The organism is Duganella sp. sic0402, from assembly GCF_019219065.1.
Lineage (GTDB): Bacteria > Pseudomonadota > Gammaproteobacteria > Burkholderiales > Burkholderiaceae_D > Rugamonas.
This window is the reverse complement of the sequence record NZ_JAHUWK010000001.1, coordinates 83,202-98,551: the sequence shown is the minus strand read 5'-3', so window position 1 is coordinate 98,551 and position 15,350 is coordinate 83,202. Positions and strand designations below refer to the sequence as shown.

At 62.0% G+C, this 15,350-nt stretch carries 15 protein-coding genes and 3 tRNA genes; 7 read left to right on the top strand and 11 right to left on the bottom strand.

Annotated elements, in window-relative coordinates; all coding sequences use genetic code 11:
- Positions 1-4: 4 nt before the first annotated feature.
- The 3 genes from KW842_RS00435 to KW842_RS00425 form a co-directional block, all read right to left on the bottom strand.
- Positions 5-1,240: an efflux RND transporter periplasmic adaptor subunit gene (locus KW842_RS00435; RefSeq protein ID WP_218302123.1), complete on the bottom strand. Its 1,236-nt coding sequence runs from the start codon at positions 1,238-1,240 to the stop codon at positions 5-7.
- Between the two features lie 143 nt (positions 1,241-1,383).
- Entirely contained in the window at positions 1,384-2,247 is an 864-nt protein-coding gene (locus tag KW842_RS00430) for an alpha/beta hydrolase (RefSeq protein WP_218302122.1), read from the bottom strand.
- Complete coding sequence (locus KW842_RS00425) at positions 2,244-2,453, bottom strand: hypothetical protein (protein ID WP_218302121.1); 210 nt, start codon at positions 2,451-2,453, stop codon at positions 2,244-2,246. The genes KW842_RS00430 and KW842_RS00425 overlap by 4 nt, the downstream gene beginning before the upstream one ends.
- A gap of 123 nt (positions 2,454-2,576) precedes the next feature.
- Between KW842_RS00425 and KW842_RS00420 the strand changes: the two genes are divergently transcribed.
- Positions 2,577-3,527 carry a LysR family transcriptional regulator gene (locus tag KW842_RS00420; protein ID WP_218302120.1) on the top strand — a complete coding sequence of 317 codons (951 nt, stop codon included), beginning with the start codon at positions 2,577-2,579 and terminating at the stop codon, positions 3,525-3,527.
- Entirely contained in the window at positions 3,524-4,495 is a 972-nt protein-coding gene (locus tag KW842_RS00415) for a D-2-hydroxyacid dehydrogenase (RefSeq protein WP_218302119.1), read from the top strand. Before KW842_RS00420 ends, KW842_RS00415 begins: the two co-directional genes overlap by 4 nt.
- Here KW842_RS00415 and KW842_RS00410 read toward each other — a convergent pair whose 3' ends face one another.
- The 5 genes from KW842_RS00410 to KW842_RS00390 all read right to left on the bottom strand — a co-directional run bounded on the left by KW842_RS00410 (position 4,496) and on the right by KW842_RS00390 (position 5,953).
- A complete protein-coding gene (locus tag KW842_RS00410; protein ID WP_218302118.1) occupies positions 4,496-4,969 on the bottom strand; it encodes an FKBP-type peptidyl-prolyl cis-trans isomerase in 474 nt (157 codons plus the stop codon).
- A gap of 168 nt (positions 4,970-5,137) precedes the next feature.
- Positions 5,138-5,214, bottom strand: a tRNA-Arg gene (locus KW842_RS00405).
- 84 nt (positions 5,215-5,298) lie between these two features.
- A tRNA-Arg gene (locus KW842_RS00400) sits at positions 5,299-5,375 on the bottom strand.
- A 66-nt stretch (positions 5,376-5,441) separates the two neighbouring features.
- Positions 5,442-5,518: transfer RNA gene (locus KW842_RS00395), tRNA-Arg, on the bottom strand.
- Between the two features lie 207 nt (positions 5,519-5,725).
- Positions 5,726-5,953 carry a hypothetical protein gene (locus KW842_RS00390; RefSeq protein WP_218302117.1) on the bottom strand — a complete coding sequence of 76 codons (228 nt, stop codon included), beginning with the start codon at positions 5,951-5,953 and terminating at the stop codon, positions 5,726-5,728.
- Positions 5,954-6,167: 214 nt separating this feature from the next.
- Between KW842_RS00390 and KW842_RS00385 the strand changes: the two genes are divergently transcribed.
- The 3 genes from KW842_RS00385 to KW842_RS00375 all read left to right on the top strand — a co-directional run bounded on the left by KW842_RS00385 (position 6,168) and on the right by KW842_RS00375 (position 10,428).
- Positions 6,168-6,992 (top strand): response regulator, encoded by an 825-nt coding sequence (locus KW842_RS00385; RefSeq protein WP_218302116.1) that lies wholly within the window; start codon positions 6,168-6,170, stop codon positions 6,990-6,992.
- 65 nt (positions 6,993-7,057) lie between these two features.
- Positions 7,058-9,211 carry an ATP-binding protein gene (locus KW842_RS00380; RefSeq protein WP_218302115.1) on the top strand — a complete coding sequence of 718 codons (2,154 nt, stop codon included), beginning with the start codon at positions 7,058-7,060 and terminating at the stop codon, positions 9,209-9,211.
- A gap of 239 nt (positions 9,212-9,450) precedes the next feature.
- A complete protein-coding gene (locus tag KW842_RS00375) occupies positions 9,451-10,428 on the top strand; it encodes a diguanylate cyclase domain-containing protein (RefSeq protein WP_218302114.1) in 978 nt (325 codons plus the stop codon).
- A 50-nt stretch (positions 10,429-10,478) separates the two neighbouring features.
- Here KW842_RS00375 and KW842_RS00370 read toward each other — a convergent pair whose 3' ends face one another.
- Positions 10,479-10,898: a hypothetical protein gene (locus KW842_RS00370; protein WP_218302113.1), complete on the bottom strand. Its 420-nt coding sequence runs from the start codon at positions 10,896-10,898 to the stop codon at positions 10,479-10,481.
- Between the two features lie 177 nt (positions 10,899-11,075).
- Here KW842_RS00370 and KW842_RS00365 point away from each other — a divergent pair, with 177 nt between their 5' ends.
- Both KW842_RS00365 and KW842_RS00360 read left to right on the top strand, forming a co-directional pair.
- Positions 11,076-12,695 carry a response regulator gene (locus tag KW842_RS00365; protein ID WP_218302112.1) on the top strand — a complete coding sequence of 540 codons (1,620 nt, stop codon included), beginning with the start codon at positions 11,076-11,078 and terminating at the stop codon, positions 12,693-12,695.
- 96 nt (positions 12,696-12,791) lie between these two features.
- Positions 12,792-13,526 (top strand): sensor histidine kinase, encoded by a 735-nt coding sequence (locus tag KW842_RS00360; RefSeq protein ID WP_218302111.1) that lies wholly within the window; start codon positions 12,792-12,794, stop codon positions 13,524-13,526.
- Here KW842_RS00360 and KW842_RS00355 read toward each other — a convergent pair.
- Both KW842_RS00355 and KW842_RS00350 read right to left on the bottom strand, forming a co-directional pair.
- Entirely contained in the window at positions 13,513-14,814 is a 1,302-nt protein-coding gene (locus KW842_RS00355) for an NAD(P)/FAD-dependent oxidoreductase (protein WP_218302110.1), read from the bottom strand. The genes KW842_RS00360 and KW842_RS00355 overlap by 14 nt on opposite strands.
- Before the next feature lie 32 nt (positions 14,815-14,846).
- The gene (locus KW842_RS00350; RefSeq protein ID WP_218302109.1) at positions 14,847-15,332 is read right to left on the bottom strand and encodes a hypothetical protein; all 486 of its coding nucleotides are present in this window, start codon (positions 15,330-15,332) and stop codon (positions 14,847-14,849) included.
- Positions 15,333-15,350 lie beyond the last annotated feature (18 nt).

Sequence of the window (15,350 nt, the reverse complement as noted above, 5' to 3'; positions counted from 1 at the left end):
TTAATTATTCCTTGGTAGTGCCCGTTTTTTTGCCATCGGCAGCGGCTACTTTCTGGTCTTTTTTGGCGTTCATTTCAGCGGCCAGCGGATCGGCGTCCATCGGCACGATGTTCGGCGTGATCGGTGCGCCCGGTTTCACGCGCTGCAGACCGTTGACGACGATTTTTTCGCCTGGTTTCAGGCCATCACGCACGATGCGCAGGCCGTCGACCTGCTGGCCCAGCGTGACCGGACGGTACTCGGCCTTGTTGTCCTTGCCGACCACGAACACGAACTTGCGGTTCTGGTCAGTATTGACAGCACGCTCGTTGATCAGCAGCGTCGACTTGGCGCCGGTGCTGCCAGCCAGTTGAACGCGGGCGAACAGGCCTGGCACCAGCAGGCCGTCCGAATTGGTCAGGATGGCGCGCATGCGCACCGAACCGCTGCGTGGATCGAGCTGGTTATCGACGAACTCCAGCTTGCCTTCGTGCGGGAAGCCGGTTTCATTGGCCAGGCCGATTTTCACCACGGCCGGCTTGCCCTGGTGGGCGGCGGCGCCAACACGCAGATAGGTGTCTTCGTCACCGTCGAACGAGGCGTAGATCTGGTCCAGCGACACCACCGAAGTCAGCACTGCGGTCTGGTCAACCAGGTTGCCCAGGGTGATTTCCGCTTTCGACACGCGGCCGTTGATTGGCGAGGTCACCTGGGTGTAGCTCAGGTTCAGCTTCGCGGTTTCATACTGTGCTTGCGCGGCGCGGGCGTCGGCGTCCAGCTGCTTGTAGCCCGATGCAGAAGCGTCGTATTCGCGCTGGGCGATGGCTTTGTCGGCCAGCAGTTTTTCAGCGCGGGTCAGTTCGACTTTGGCCAGGTCAGCCTTGGCGCGTGCCGAGTGGGCGGCGGCTTCGGCGCGGCTGGCTTCAGCCTGGAATGGACGCTGGTCGATCACGAACAGCACGTCGCCCTTCTTCACCTGCGAACCAGGCTTGAAGTTGATGGCGGTGATGAAACCGCTGACACGTGGACGGATCTGCACCTGGTCAATCGCTTCCAGGCGGCCCGAAAACTCCTGCGTCTCGGTGATGGTTTTCTCGACCACGGCAGCTGCCGATACCGGTGGACCGCCCGCAGCCGGTGCTTCAGCGGCTTTGCTATTCGCTTCGCCACAACCGGAAAGGGTGAATGCGGCCAGGCCCGCCAGTGCCATAGCGGCGGCCAGCGGCCGGGCTACAGCAGTCATTGATTTAATGGTTTTCATCTTAATTCCTTTTTGTATGAAAATAATTAATGGAAAAGGCGGCACCGGGCGGTCTCAACGAAAATCGAGAAAACACGGTACTAGCGCCCCGCCGGCAAGCCAGTGGGGACGTAACTCAGGTACTACTTAGGGATAGGGGAATCCTATGCGGCTGGCGGTGTCTCGGACCGTTCCAGTCCAGCGATGAAGCTGGCAATTTCTCCCAGCGCTTGACATCGGCAAGCGCATTCGTTGCGTGCCCCCTCATCTTGCAGAGGCGCCGGCTGCATACGCCGGACAGTGGTCTTGACGCCGCAGGAAATCAGCTTGGCGCCGTATTGTTCCGCCTCGTCGCGCAACGGATCATCTTCGGTCGACAGGATCAGCGCTGGCGGCAGGTTTTTCAAACGGCTCGATTGCAACGGCGATGCATACGGGTGGGTACGGTCGGCAGCGTTAGGCAGGTAGCCGCGATACGCCTGGGCGCATTTATCGGCGACTTCCAGCAGCTCGGCGCATTGCATTTCGCGCATCGAGCAGGTCGTCAGGCCTGGGTCCAGCATCGGCATCACCAGTACCTGGCCGGCCAGTGCCGGACCGCCGCGATCGCGCGACATCAGTGCGCAAACGGCCGCCAGGTTGGCGCCTGCCTCAATGCCTGCCACCAGCAGCTGCTTGCCGCTCCAGCCCAGCTTGGCCTTATTCTTCTTGGCCCAGACCAGTACCGCGTGTGCATCTTCCACCGCCGCCGGGAATGGCTTTTCGGTGGCCAGCGTGTACGCCGAGGCGAGTACCGCGACGTGCTGGCTATCGTCGGCCAGGTGACGCAAGAACATATCCGCATCTTCCAGGTCACCGCCGACAAAACCGCCAGCGTGGAAGAAGACCAGCAGCATGTCGCGCTTGGCGCCGGCATCGCCGCTGGTATAGAGGCGGGCCGCCAGTGGACCTTCCGCGCCCTTGACTTCCAGGCTGCGGATTTTGAGCTGGTCCGATAAAACTGGCAGGGCCTCTACTGGATTGTTCATTGCTGCACCGTTCCCGATTCGTTGGAGGACCACATGTTAGCAGGATCGCAGGCAGGATCGCCGCTAGCAACCAGCGTCAGTGCGCGTACTCCGCTGACTTCCGCCTTCGCGGCGTGAGAATAGGCGTCGGTATAGACCACGCCTGCCAGTGCAACCGACGTCAGCGCCAGTGCTATCGTTGCGAAAATTGCATCCCGATATTTCATGATAAGTCCTCCTTTCTTCCTCTTTTGCTTTGTGCAGTACAGCAATCTTAAACTTGATCTACAATCTGATAAATAAGGCAAAGTCGAATTGATTGTTCAGGATTTTGAACAATAGGACCAAAGATGAATAAACTTCAAGCGATGGAAGTGTTTGTACAGGTGGTGGACGCCGGCGGCTTCACCCGTGCGGCTGAAAACATGAAACTGCCTAAAGCCACCGTATCGACGCTGATCCAGTCGCTGGAAACCTCGCTGGCAGTCAAGCTGCTGCACCGGACCACGCGCCATGTCAGCGTCACCGCCGACGGCGCGGCGTATTATGAGCGCTGCCTGCGCATCCTGTCGGACGTGCGCGAAGCCGAGGAATCGCTGTCGCGCACCCGCCTCAGTCCCTCCGGGCGTTTGCGGGTGGATGCGCCCACCGGGCTGGCCAGCGACGTGATCGTGCCGGCGCTGCCGGATTTCTTCCAGCGCTATCCGGACATCCAGCTGGAACTGGGCTGCAGCGACCGCCCGGTCGATTTGGTCGAGGAAGGCGTGGACTGCGCGATCCGCGGCGGCGCGCTGGGCGACTCCAGCCTGATCGCGCGCCGGGTCGGGATTCTGCACTTTGTCACCTGTGCCTCGCCGGCCTACCTGGAGCGCTACGGCCGGCCGGCGCATCCCAACGACCTGCTGCGTCATCGTTGCGTGAATTATTTTTCCGCGCGCACCGGTAAAATCTTCGACTGGGACTTTACCCGCGACGGCGAACGGGTCCAGGTCGCCCTGCCCGGCTCGATCGCGCTCAACGACAGCAACGCTTATACGGCGGCCGGACTGGCCGGGCTGGGCATCGTGCAGATGGCGAACTTCATGATGGAGCCGATGATCAAGGACGGCCGCTTCGAATTGATACTCGACGGCTGGATCACCGATCCGCTGCCGGTGCACGTGGTCTACCCGCAAAACCGCCACCTGTCGGCCAAGGTGCGCGTGTTTGTCGAATGGGTCGCCGAACTGTTTTCCAACCACCCTGGCATGCGCCTGCCGAAAGCGCCGCCGCGTGCCCCATCTTTTGAGGTTGCCTTATGACTGAAATCCATCGCATCGTCTTTCTCGACCGCGACAGCGTGATCGCCAATGTGCGCAAGCCCTCGTTCGGCCACGAGTGGACCGAGTACGACGCCACCCGCGCGGGCGAAGCCGTGCAGCGCCTGCGCGACGCGCGCGCGACCATTGCCATCACCAACAAAGTGCCGCTGTCGGCCGACGATCTGGCACAGTTGCCGGACCTGAAACTGATCGCGGTGGCCGCCACCGGCACCAACATCATCGACCTCGCTGCGGCACAGCAACGCGGCATCGTGGTCACCAATATCCGCAACTACGCGGTGCACACGCTGCCGGAACACACTTTCGCACTGATCCTGGCCTTGCGCCGCCAGCTGGTTGCGTATCGCGCCGATATCGAGGCCGGGCTGTGGGAGCAGTCCGAGCGTTTCTGCCTGTTCGGCCATCCGGTATCGGACCTGGCGGGCAGCAGGCTAGGCTTGTTCGGCTACGGGGCGCTGGGCAAGGCCACCGCACAGATCGCGCGCGCCTTCGGCATGGAAGTGATCGTGCACAACCGCTCGCCACTGCCGGATGCGGCGGCCGATGGCGTGCGCGTAGCGGATTTCGATGAAGTGCTGGAGACCTCGGACGTGATCAGCCTGCACCTGCCGCTGACCGAGCAAACGCGGAATATGATCAGCGCCAAGGAATTGATACGCATGAAGCGCAGCGCGCTGCTGATCAACACCGCGCGCGGCGGCCTGGTCGATGAAGTGGCGCTGGCGGACGCCTTGAACAGCGGCCTGATCGCCGGTGCCGGTTTTGATGTGCTGGTGACGGAGCCGCCGCCGGCGGACAATGTGCTGCTCAAGCTGCGTCTGCCCAACTTCATCCTGACCCCGCACTCGGCATGGGCCAGCACGCAAGCGATGCAGACGCTGGTGGATCAGCTGATCGACAACATCGAGGCGTGGGCGGCGGGCGCGCCACGCAACGTGGTTGCCTGATTACTTCACGTCCAGCAGTTCGACGTCGAAGATCAGCGTGGCGTTAGGCGGAATCGGGCCTGCGCCACGCTCGCCATAGCCCATATTGGCAGGCACGATCAGCGTGCGCTTGCCGCCAACCTTCATGCCCTGCACGCCCTCGTCCCAGCCTGGAATGACCTGGCCGGCGCCGAGGCGGAAACTGAATGGCTCGCGGCCCACCGAGGAGTCGAACTGCGGACCATGCTGCTGTGGCGCATTCGGCTCATACAGCCAGCCGGTGTAATTGACCACAGCGGTGACGCCAGCCGTGGCTTCCTTGCCGGTGCCAGCCACAGCGTCGATTTTTTGCAGCTGCACGGCGACGACTGGAGCGGCGGCATCAGCGCTGGCGGCCGGGGCGGCGGCCGTTTCGGGCGCCTTGGCGCGGTCGCAGCCAGCCAGGGTCACCGCAACAGCCAGTCCGATTGCGCAAGAGGAAAGCAGGTGTTTCATAGGGTTCCTTCGTGTTGGAGAGCCCGCAGCTTACACGATATTCACCTCATCCACGCGCAGGTGATGCTGCTCGTGGAACCAGCTTTAATGTGCGCGTAAAAAACACATAGCGAAAGCAGATAGCAAAAGGGCCTGAAAATTTCTTTTCAGGCCCTTCTACTAACAATATGGTGCGGCTGGCAGGAATCGAACCCACGACCCCTTGGTTCGTAGCCAAGTACTCTATCCAGCTGAGCTACAGCCGCGTAAAACGCTGATACAACTAAACTTTACTACCTAAACTTTACTACCTTTTGCGCCAGCACCTCCCGGTGCTGATGCGATCATTCTGGTGCGGCTGGCAGGAATCGAACCCACGACCCCTTGGTTCGTAGCCAAGTACTCTATCCAGCTGAGCTACAGCCGCAAAAACAACATCATAACATCAGTTACTTTTTAGCACCAGCACCTTCCGGTGCTAGCACAATAATTCTGGTGCGGCTGGCAGGAATCGAACCCACGACCCCTTGGTTCGTAGCCAAGTACTCTATCCAGCTGAGCTACAGCCGCAACGTGCTCGCATTATAAAGCATTAATTTCGTTTTGCAAAGTGTGACATTTTCTATCTTTAAATTGGCTCAGCACACGAAATACCGAATCAATCACTTTGCAAACTGCTTTACTGCAAGCCTTTCAAACAGCATGCCGCTCGAAAGAAGCAGCATTATAGGGACACTCCCTTTGCTTGTCCAGCACTCTGTTATCAGACGCCAAACATCAGGTGCCAAACTCGGCCGCCGCCTTGGCCGACCACAACGCTTCATTATAGGAAGGATACGGTTCACCGTAGCAATCGATATGGCCGGCGGCGCCGACAAACTTGATCCACCAGCCTTCGTCATTCGACAGTATGGCGATATCGCCTTCGCCGCAGTGCGCGGCAATCTGTTCGTCCCGCTCCAGCACGACGATGTTCACCCGGCGGTGCCTGATCGTATTGACCATATTACCTCCTTTATTCATGCTAGTTATTACGCACATTACCAATCTAAATTTGCATTCATTTGCGCATTGCAGCATTATGCAGTTGTCTCCTCTATTCTCCTCCAAGGAAATAGATTTAGCCCGCTCTCTTGTAGCGGGCTTTTTTTTTACCGTGTACGATGCACTCAGCTTTGCCTTTTCATAAGACAGATAACATAGAGATCACGCGCCACGAATGAATTCCCCTGCCGCCGTCATACCGTCTATTCCCGATTGGTCCACTACCGCGCTGGGCGACTCCGCCAGTTGGCCCGCCAGTCTGCGCCTGACCGTCGACATCCTGCTCAATTCCCCGCAAGCCATGCTGCTGATGTGGGGGCCTGAGCAAATCATGGTCTATAACGAAGCCTACGCCGCACTGGCCGGCCTGCCCAGCCTGCGCGCACCTGGCGGCAAAGTGCCGTCGATGCAGCCGGCGGCCTGGAGCTGGAACAGCGCCGCCCTGGCGCCAGCACGCGAGGGCCGCAGCGTCAGCTATCGCGGCGTCAGCCTGCCACTGTGGCGCGACGGCAGCATCGAACAGCAGCGGCTGGACCTGTATTACACCCCAATACCGGACGCGGGCGGCGCTAGCGTGGCCGGCATCCTGTGCACGCTGGCGATGGCGCGCCCCGCCGCCCTGCCCGACAGCGACACCCCGCTGCGCATGCTGGTGGTAGAAGATAACGCCGACGCCCGCTACCTGGTCTGCGAAACGCTGCGCGCGCTGGGCCATGAGGTCGAATCGGTCGCCAGCGGCGAAGAAGCGCTGCCACTGCTGGCGCAGCACGCGTTTGAAGTGCTGTTCACCGACGTCAGCCTGCCCGGCATGTCCGGGGTCGATCTGGCGCGGCATGCACGCAAGCAGGCGCCGCAGCTGGCGCTGCTGTTTGCCTCCGGCTATGGCGACGAGCTAACCCGGCATCTGGAATTCCCCTCGCAATCGTTGCAAAAACCCTACGATATCGAGCAGCTCCAAGCCATGCTGGAACAAATAGCAGCGCAAGTGCGAGGCAGCTAACACTGGGCGAAAATCGGCGGCCAAACGTGCGGAGCCGGGGCTGGGGTTGGCGCTAAAATCGCCTCATGATAGCTCCTAACGATCCTCTCGCCACCGCGCCGCGCGCGCCGGATGCGCACGACGAGTTGCTGCGCGCCCGAGAGGCCTTGCGTCAAAGCCAGCTGGAATTGCGTGCGCTCGCCAACTCCATGCCGCAACTTGCCTGGATCGCCGAGCAGGACGGCACGATGACCTGGTATAACGAGCGCTGGTACGATTACACCGGCACTACGCCCGAACAAATGGCCGGCGACGGCTGGCGCCAGGCCTATGCGCCGGAATGCGTGGATGCGCTGCTCACCCATTGGACCCAATCGCGCGCCGGCGGTACCCCTTTTGAACTCGAAGTACCCATCCGCAGCGCCAGCGGCGAATTCCGCTGGTTCCTGATGCGCGCCAACCCGGTACGCGACACCTACGGCAACGTGGTGCGCTGGTTCGGCACCAGTACCGATGTTGACCAGGTCAAGCGCGTGCAAGAAGCGCTGCGCGAGGAAACCGCCGTCCTCGAATTGCTCAACCGCACCGGCACCATGCTGGCCTCGCAACGCGACCTTGGACCGCTGCTACAGGAAGTCAGTGATGCCGCCACTAGCATCAGCGGCGCCCGCTATGGTGCGTTCTTCTATCATGACAGCAGCGTCGCCGGCGTGCGCCACACGGTGTCGAGCGGCACCGCCGAGGCGTTTGTGCAATTCGCCGGGCCGCGCGCCAGCGCCCTGTTCAGTACCGGCGCCAGTCCGGCCACGCCGCAGCGCGCCGACGACTTGCAGCAGGAGCTGGGCGGCGACACCGCAGTGCGCAGCTATCTGGCGGTGCCGGTGGCGCTGGGCAATGGCGAAGTGATCGGCTGCCTGATGTTCGGCCACCCCGAACCCGGCATCTTCGATGAGCGCACCGAACGCATCATCGGCGGGATCGCCGCCCAGGCCGCCGTGGCGATAGACAATGCGCGGCTATACCAGGCGTCGCAGCAGGCGGCGGAAGAACGCAAGGTGCTGCTGGACTCGGAACGCCAGGCGCGCGCCGAAGCCGAGCACACCAGCCAGCTGAAAGACGAATTCCTGTCCACGCTGTCACACGAACTGCGCACGCCGCTGACGGCGATACTCGGCTGGGCCCAGGTGCTGCGCCGGGGCAACCGCGGCGAGGCCGACCTGCACCGCGGCCTGCAAACCATCGAACGCAACGCCCGCACGCAGTCGCAGCTGATTGAAGACCTGCTGGACATGAGCAACATTACCTCCGGCCGGGTGCGGCTGGACATGCAAGCGCTGGCGCCAGCCGCCATCGCCGCCGCCGCCATCGAGTCGGTACGCGCAGCCGCCGAGGCCAAGCAAATCCGCATCGACAAGGATTTCGCCGCCACCCCCGGCATGATCGCCGGCGACGCCCAGCGCTTGCAGCAAATCCTGTGGAACCTGCTCAGCAATGCGCTGAAATTTACGCCGCATGGCGGCACGGTCACAGTGGGCGTGCGGCGCGACCGCGACGACATCGCCATCAGCGTACGCGACAGCGGCATCGGCATCGCGCCGGATTTCCTCAGCCATGTGTTCGAACGTTTCCGCCAGGCCGACGCCACCACCACCCGCCAGCATGGCGGCCTGGGGCTGGGGCTGGCCATCGTCAAGCACCTGGTCGAGCAGCATGGCGGCACCATCAGCGTCGACAGTGGTGGCGAGGGTCTGGGATCTTGCTTCACGCTGCGCCTGCCACGCCAGAACAGTCCGCAGCCGGCTGCGGCCGCACCGCTGCCGGCTGCGGCCCCGCATGCTGCGGCGCATGATCTCAGCGGCTTGCAAGTGCTGGTGGTGGACGATGAAGACGACGCGCGCGAGCTGATCAAGCGCATCCTCAGCGACTGCAACGCCCATGTGCTGACCGCCGCAACCGCTACCGATGCCTTGAATTTACTGCAACACGAGCGCCCCGACCTGATGGTCAGCGATCTGGGCATGCCGGAAGTCGACGGCTACGGCTTGCTGGACCGCATCCGCGCGCTCGGACCGGCGCACGGCGGCGACCTGCCGGCTATCGCACTGACCGCCTTCGCCCGCTCGGAAGACCGGATCAAGGCCCTTTCCAGCGGCTTCCTGGCGCACATCGCCAAGCCCATCGAGCCTAACGAACTGATCGCCAAAGTGGCCGCCATGGGCGCCTCGCAGCGGCATGCTTGAAAACGGTATCACAATATTCATGAGCATGATTAAATTGCCATGTAGCAACTTTCCAACTCCTACTTTAAGACGCGGCAATGTCCTACAAGCAATCTGAAAAACTCTTGATACACTACAAAACTGCTGGAAAAGGCGTAGAATAATTTCCATGCGGAAATTATTTCCTTTGTGTGCGTCGCACCACCGGTGCTTTGCGCTATTATCGAATTATTATTAAGAGTAAAAAGACTGAGACCATCATGCCGAGCCGAGACGATATCCTGAACGCCAAAATTCTGGTGGTGGATGACAGTGCAGACAACGTCGATCTGATGTTGGAGATCTTGCGCGAGGCCGGCTATACAGATGTCTCTTCCACCATGCTGCCGGAGCAAGTTTGCCCGCTGCATCGCCAGCATAGCTATGACCTGATCCTGCTCGATCTGCAAATGCCTGGCCTGAACGGTTTCCAGGTCATGAAAGGCCTGAAGGAAATCGAGCAAGGCGGCTATCTGCCGGTGCTGGCGCTGACCGCTCAGCCCAGCTTCAAGATTGCCGCGCTGGAAGCTGGCGCGCGCGACTTCATCAGCAAGCCCTTCGACCTGCTGGAAGTCCACAAGCGCATCCATAATATGCTGGAAGTGCGCCTGCTGTACCGCGAGCTGGCGCAATACAGCCGCCAGCAGCAGGAGCTGGCGCTGCACGATCCGCTGACGGGCCTGCCGAACCGCCGCCTGCTGGAAGACCGTATCGCCACCGTGTTGCAGCACGCCACCCGCCAGCAGCACAAGGCCGCCGTCATGTATCTCGACCTGGACGGCTTCAAGACGATCAACGACACCCACGGCCATGCTTATGGCGACGAAATTCTCAAGCAAGTCGCGCAGCGCCTGGTTGGCTGTTCGCGCAAGGAAGACACCGTGGCCCGCGTCGGCGGCGACGAGTTTGTCATTGTCATGGGCAGCATCGCCAATATCGCCGATACCCAGGAACCCGCCAACAAGCTGATCGAGGCGGTATCGCAAGCCTATGATGTCAACGGCCTGACCTTGAAGCTGTCCACCAGCATCGGCATCGGCATCTTCCCCGACGACGCCACCGAAGTGGCGGCCCTGATCGCCGCCGCCGACGGTGCCCTGTACGAAGCCAAACGCTCCGGCAAGAACCGCTGCTGCACCGCGCAGTCGATGCGCGACCAGCCGCTCCAACAGCACACCATGTCGGCCACGCTGGCCTAAAAAAAGCGGGCCTGAGCCCGCTTTCTGTGCCGATAGCGGTCCAGGACTATTTAGTGCGTTGCAGCTTCTTCTTTCAAACCTTTTTTGGTGCATTCATCGACCTTGGCGGCATGCTGATGATCGTCATGCGCGCTCACCACTTCCGGAGGTACTTCAATGCGGGTAATGCCGGCATTCACCGACACCGGGTCGCTGGCCGGGAAAGTCATCTCCACGGCGTTGTCCAGCAGCGTTTCCTTGGCCTGCTCGGCAGGGGTTTCCTGCTCCAGCTCAGCCAGAGTGGTGATCGCCACCGCCCATTTGACGAAGGCCAGGTTGGCCAGATCGCGCACCGTGTGCACGTCGAAAGCCTGGGCCAGCGCCTTGGCGTCCTTGGCGCTCAGGCCGCGCAAGGCGCTGGTTGGCGCATCAGCCAGCGAGCGGAAGCTGTGCCCCACATATTCCTTGTCCACAACAGTATCGATATTCATGATGAGTTCCTTTCAGTTGAACGTCCGCACCCACTGTGCCAGTGCCCCCGCCATCGGTCTGTGCGCAAGCGAACGCAGGTCCGGCGCCCCCCCCTGTAGCGCCCGGTTCAGTATGCTTTTTTGACATTTATTTTGCCTCTTGCTATCATCGATTGACGCTCCTACGGCAGACAACCCGTGCCCAAACTAGACAAACCCAAGATCCTGGTCGTCAACGATGACGCCAACAGCCTGTTCGCGTTGACCAGCTTGCTCGCGCTATGGGCGGAACAGGAATCCTATGAGGTCTTGGCGGCGCGCTCGGGGCAGGACGCCTTGCGCCAGGTGCTGATGCACGACTTTGCCGTGATCCTGCTGGATGTGAACATGCCCGGCATGGACGGCTTTGAAACCGCCGAAGCCATCCACGCCCGCGCCCGTTCGGCCGATATTCCGATCATTTTCATTACCGCCTTCCTGGCCGACGAGCTGGACCGGCTGAAGGCTTACCAGCACGGCGCGGTGGACTTCCTGTTCACGCCGGTCATCCCGCAAGTCCTGTACGCCAAGATTTCCGTCTTCGTGGCGCTGGCGATGAAGAACGAGGAACTGAAAAAGCAGGCGCGCCAGCTGAGCCAGCGCACTACCGAACTGACCGCCACCAACCAGCGCCTGACCCGCGAAATCGAGGAACGCAAATCGATGGAGCGGCAGAATCACGCCAAGGATGAATTCCTCGCCATGCTCGGCCATGAGCTACGCAATCCGCTCAGCGCCATCAGCAGCGCGGCGTCGCTGATCGGCCTGCCCGGCGTGTCGGCGGAAGGCGTGCAGCGCGCCAAGAAAATCATCCAGCGCCAGAGCCAGCACCTGGGCCGCATCGTCGACGACCTGCTGGATTTGTCGCGCGCCATGTCCGGCAAGATCCTGCTTAACCGCCTGCCGCTGGACTTGTCGGCGCTGGTCGGGCAAACCATGGAAACCTACCGCGCCACCGGCCGCAGCACCGATTACGAACTGGTGCAAGACCTTGATTCCGGCTGGATCGAGGGCGACAGCACCCGGCTGGAACAGATCACTAGCAACCTGCTGGATAACGCGCTCAAATACACGCCGCCCGGCGGCCGCATCGATGTGCGCACCTGGACCGAAAACGACGACGTAGTACTCAGCGTGCGTGATAACGGGGTCGGCATTCCGGCCGAGCTGCTGCCGCATGTGTTCGACGTATTCGTGCAAGGCAGCAGCACGCTGGACCGCTCGCAGGGTGGACTCGGCATCGGCCTGTCACTGGTGCGCCGCCTGGCCGAGCTGCACGGCGGCAGCGTCGAGGCGGAGAGTTCCGGCCCCAATCGGGGCAGCACCTTCACGCTGCGCCTGCCGCGCGTCGAGCACCTGGCCGCGCCGCAGCCGGCGCCGGCCGGCCAGCGCCAGCACGGCAAGCCGCGCCTGCTGCTGATCGAGGACAACGACGACGGCCGCGAAATGATGGCCATGATGCTGAGCGGTTACGGCTACGACGTCAACGCTGCCGCGGACGGCCTGCTGGGACTGAGCGCCGCGCTCGACTTCCAGCCGGACCTGGCGCTGGTCGATATCGGCCTGCCCGGCATCGATGGCTATGAAGTGGCGCGCCGCCTGCGCGCCGATCCCGCCACGCGCGAGATCAAGCTGATCGCCCTCACCGGCTACGGCCTGGCCGAGGACCTGCGGCGCGTGATGGAAGCCGGCTTCGACCGCCACCTGGTCAAGCCAGTTGACATCGATCAACTGATGGAAGTGATCGACAATTGCGCGCAGCTGCCAGTGAAGCAATAACAGCTGTGGTACGCCATGCTTTTGTGCGTCAGCGATTGCAAAGCTCGGGTATGATCGGGTCAGACCGTCGTCCGTCCGACTTTATCGAGAAAATCTATGTCCGCACCGGCACCGCAAGAACACCACACTCCGCAGCAGGACGCCCTGCGTAGCGCCGACCTGAGCGACCTGCTCGGCCACGTCCACACCTGCTGGGATAATGAGCGCCGCTCGTTGTCGCGCCAATTGCATGACAGCCTGGGCTCGTCGCTGACGGCGCTGACCATGCACCTCGGCCTGCTGATGCAGAAATTGCCGCCCGACCCTGCCCTGCAAGACCGCGCTGGCCACATGAAAAAACTGCTGGGGCAGATCGTTGAAACCAACCGCCAGATGCAGCTCAAACTGTGGAACGACAAGCTGGAATTCCTCGGCGCGCGCGTCGCGCTGGATGAACTGGTGACGCAATTCGGCGAACAGCGCGGCATCACCGCCCGTTGCAGCCTGCCCGAAGAAGAACTGGATTGCCCGCGCAGCCACGGCATCGTGCTGCTGCACACGCTGGAAGAAGCGCTGCGCAACATCATCCAGCATGCCCAGGCCAGCACGGTGGACGTGATCGTCGATGACAACGAAGATGAAGTCATGTTGACGGTCAAGGACAACGGCGTCGGCCTCAGCGGCCCGGTCCCGGCTGGCCAGTCGGCCGGCAAATTCGGCCTGCGCATGGCGCGCGAGCGCGCCGCCTACCTGGGCGGCACGCTGACACTGGCGGCCGGCGCCGAAGGCGGCGTCACGCTGACCATGATACTGCCCAAGCCCCAGCCCGAGGCCGCGCCTAGTGCAGCTTGACCAGCGGCGTGGTGCGCTTGATCAGGAAGCGCGCCACCGCCAGCACGCCGGTGCGCACCGTGCCCAGCACCGCCTTGTGATGCATCAGGTGCAGGCTGACGTACATCATGCGCGCGACAAAGCCGTCAACAAACCAGCTTAGCCCTTTCAGCGATCCCATCAGACTGCCGACCGAGGTGGTCTGGCCGAACGACACCAGCGAGCCGTAGTCGCGGTAGACATAAGGCTTGGATTGCGGCGGCTGTCCCTTCTGTTTTCGCACCAACGTCTCCAGCAGATAGTCGGCCATCTGGTGCGCGGCTTGCGCGCGAGGCGGCACCAACTTGCCGTCCGGGCCGATGCAGGCGGCGCAATCGCCCAGCGCGTAAATACAATCGTAGCCTTTGACTGCCAGCGTGCCATCCACATCCAGCTGGCCCGACCTGGTCACCGGCAGCCCCAGCGTTTTGAGGAAGTCCGGCGCCTTGATCCCGGCCGCCCAGACCACGATCTGCGCCGGATAGACAGTATCGCCGGCTGTCACGCTGGCGCCATCAATGGCGGTGACCCTGGTATTGGTGACGACGGTCACGGCGCGCTGGCGCAGCAGGTCGAGCGCGGCGCTGGATACCTTCTCCGGCAGCGGCGCCAGAATGCGCGGCGCGCCTTCCAACAAGGTGATGCTCACATCGCGCTCGGCGTGCAGCTGGCGGAAACCGTAGGTGGCGTAGACGCCGCTGGCTTCGCGCAACTCGGCCGCAAGCTCGACGCCAGTAGCGCCGCCGCCGATGATGACCACATCCACGCCAGCATCCGGTTGCGCACTCTTTTTCAGTTCCGCCAGCGTCAGCAGCTTGAGCAGCGTCAGGCGGAAACGCTCGGCGTCCTCGGTAGCGTTCAGCGAAATGGTGTACTCGGCCGCGCCGGGCACACCGAAATAATTGGAGGTGCTGCCGACCGCCATCACCAGCTGGTCGAAGCGGATCTGCCGCTCGGGCAGAATTTCTTCCTTGTGCTCCTCGCCGCTAACGATAGCGCCGACAGTCAGCGTGCGCTGTTCGGCGTCCAGCGCCAGCATCGGGCCGTAGACAAAGGTGAAGCGGTTATCGTGCGCCAGCATCTGATAGGACAGGCCTTCCTGGTGCACGTCCAGCGTGCCGGCGGCCACTTCATGCAGCGATGGTTTCCAGATGTGGAACAGGCGGCTGTCCACCAGCATCACGGCCTCCGGGCCGAATTTGCGGCCCAGCTTGCAGGCCAGTTCCAGCCCGCCCGCTCCGCCGCCAACAATAACAAATTTACTTTGCAAAACGCTTCTCCTGTGGCGGCGCCAGCCGCCGGTTATCGGTCGTGGCGGTCGTGGCGGTCGTGGCGATCAGGCCCACGGCCGTTATCGTGACCACGCCCTGGACCGTGATGATCTCGACGGTCATCACGGTGGTCGCGATGATCGCGGTGTTCCTGGCGATGCGGCTCATGCCGCGGCCCGCCATGACGCTGGTGGTAACGCGGCACATATTCATTGGTGTACCAGCGGTCCTGCACAAAATACACGCGCTGGCCGCACGCATGGTAAGCGTGGCAATGCTTGCGCCAGTTCTTCGCGTGGCCGGGCGGAACGCGCAAATAAATCGGCGCGCTCTCGACATAACGTACTGGCCGCTCAATGATCACCGGCTGGCGATACACCAGTTGCGGCGCCGGATAGTCGCCAATGTCAATGCGGCCATAAAATCCGGGCTGGCCGACGCTGATGGAAACATTCGACGACGCAAAGGCAGATGCGGACAGGGCCAGCAGGCTGGCGGCGAGTAACGTGGCTTTCATGATGAGTCTCTATTCTTG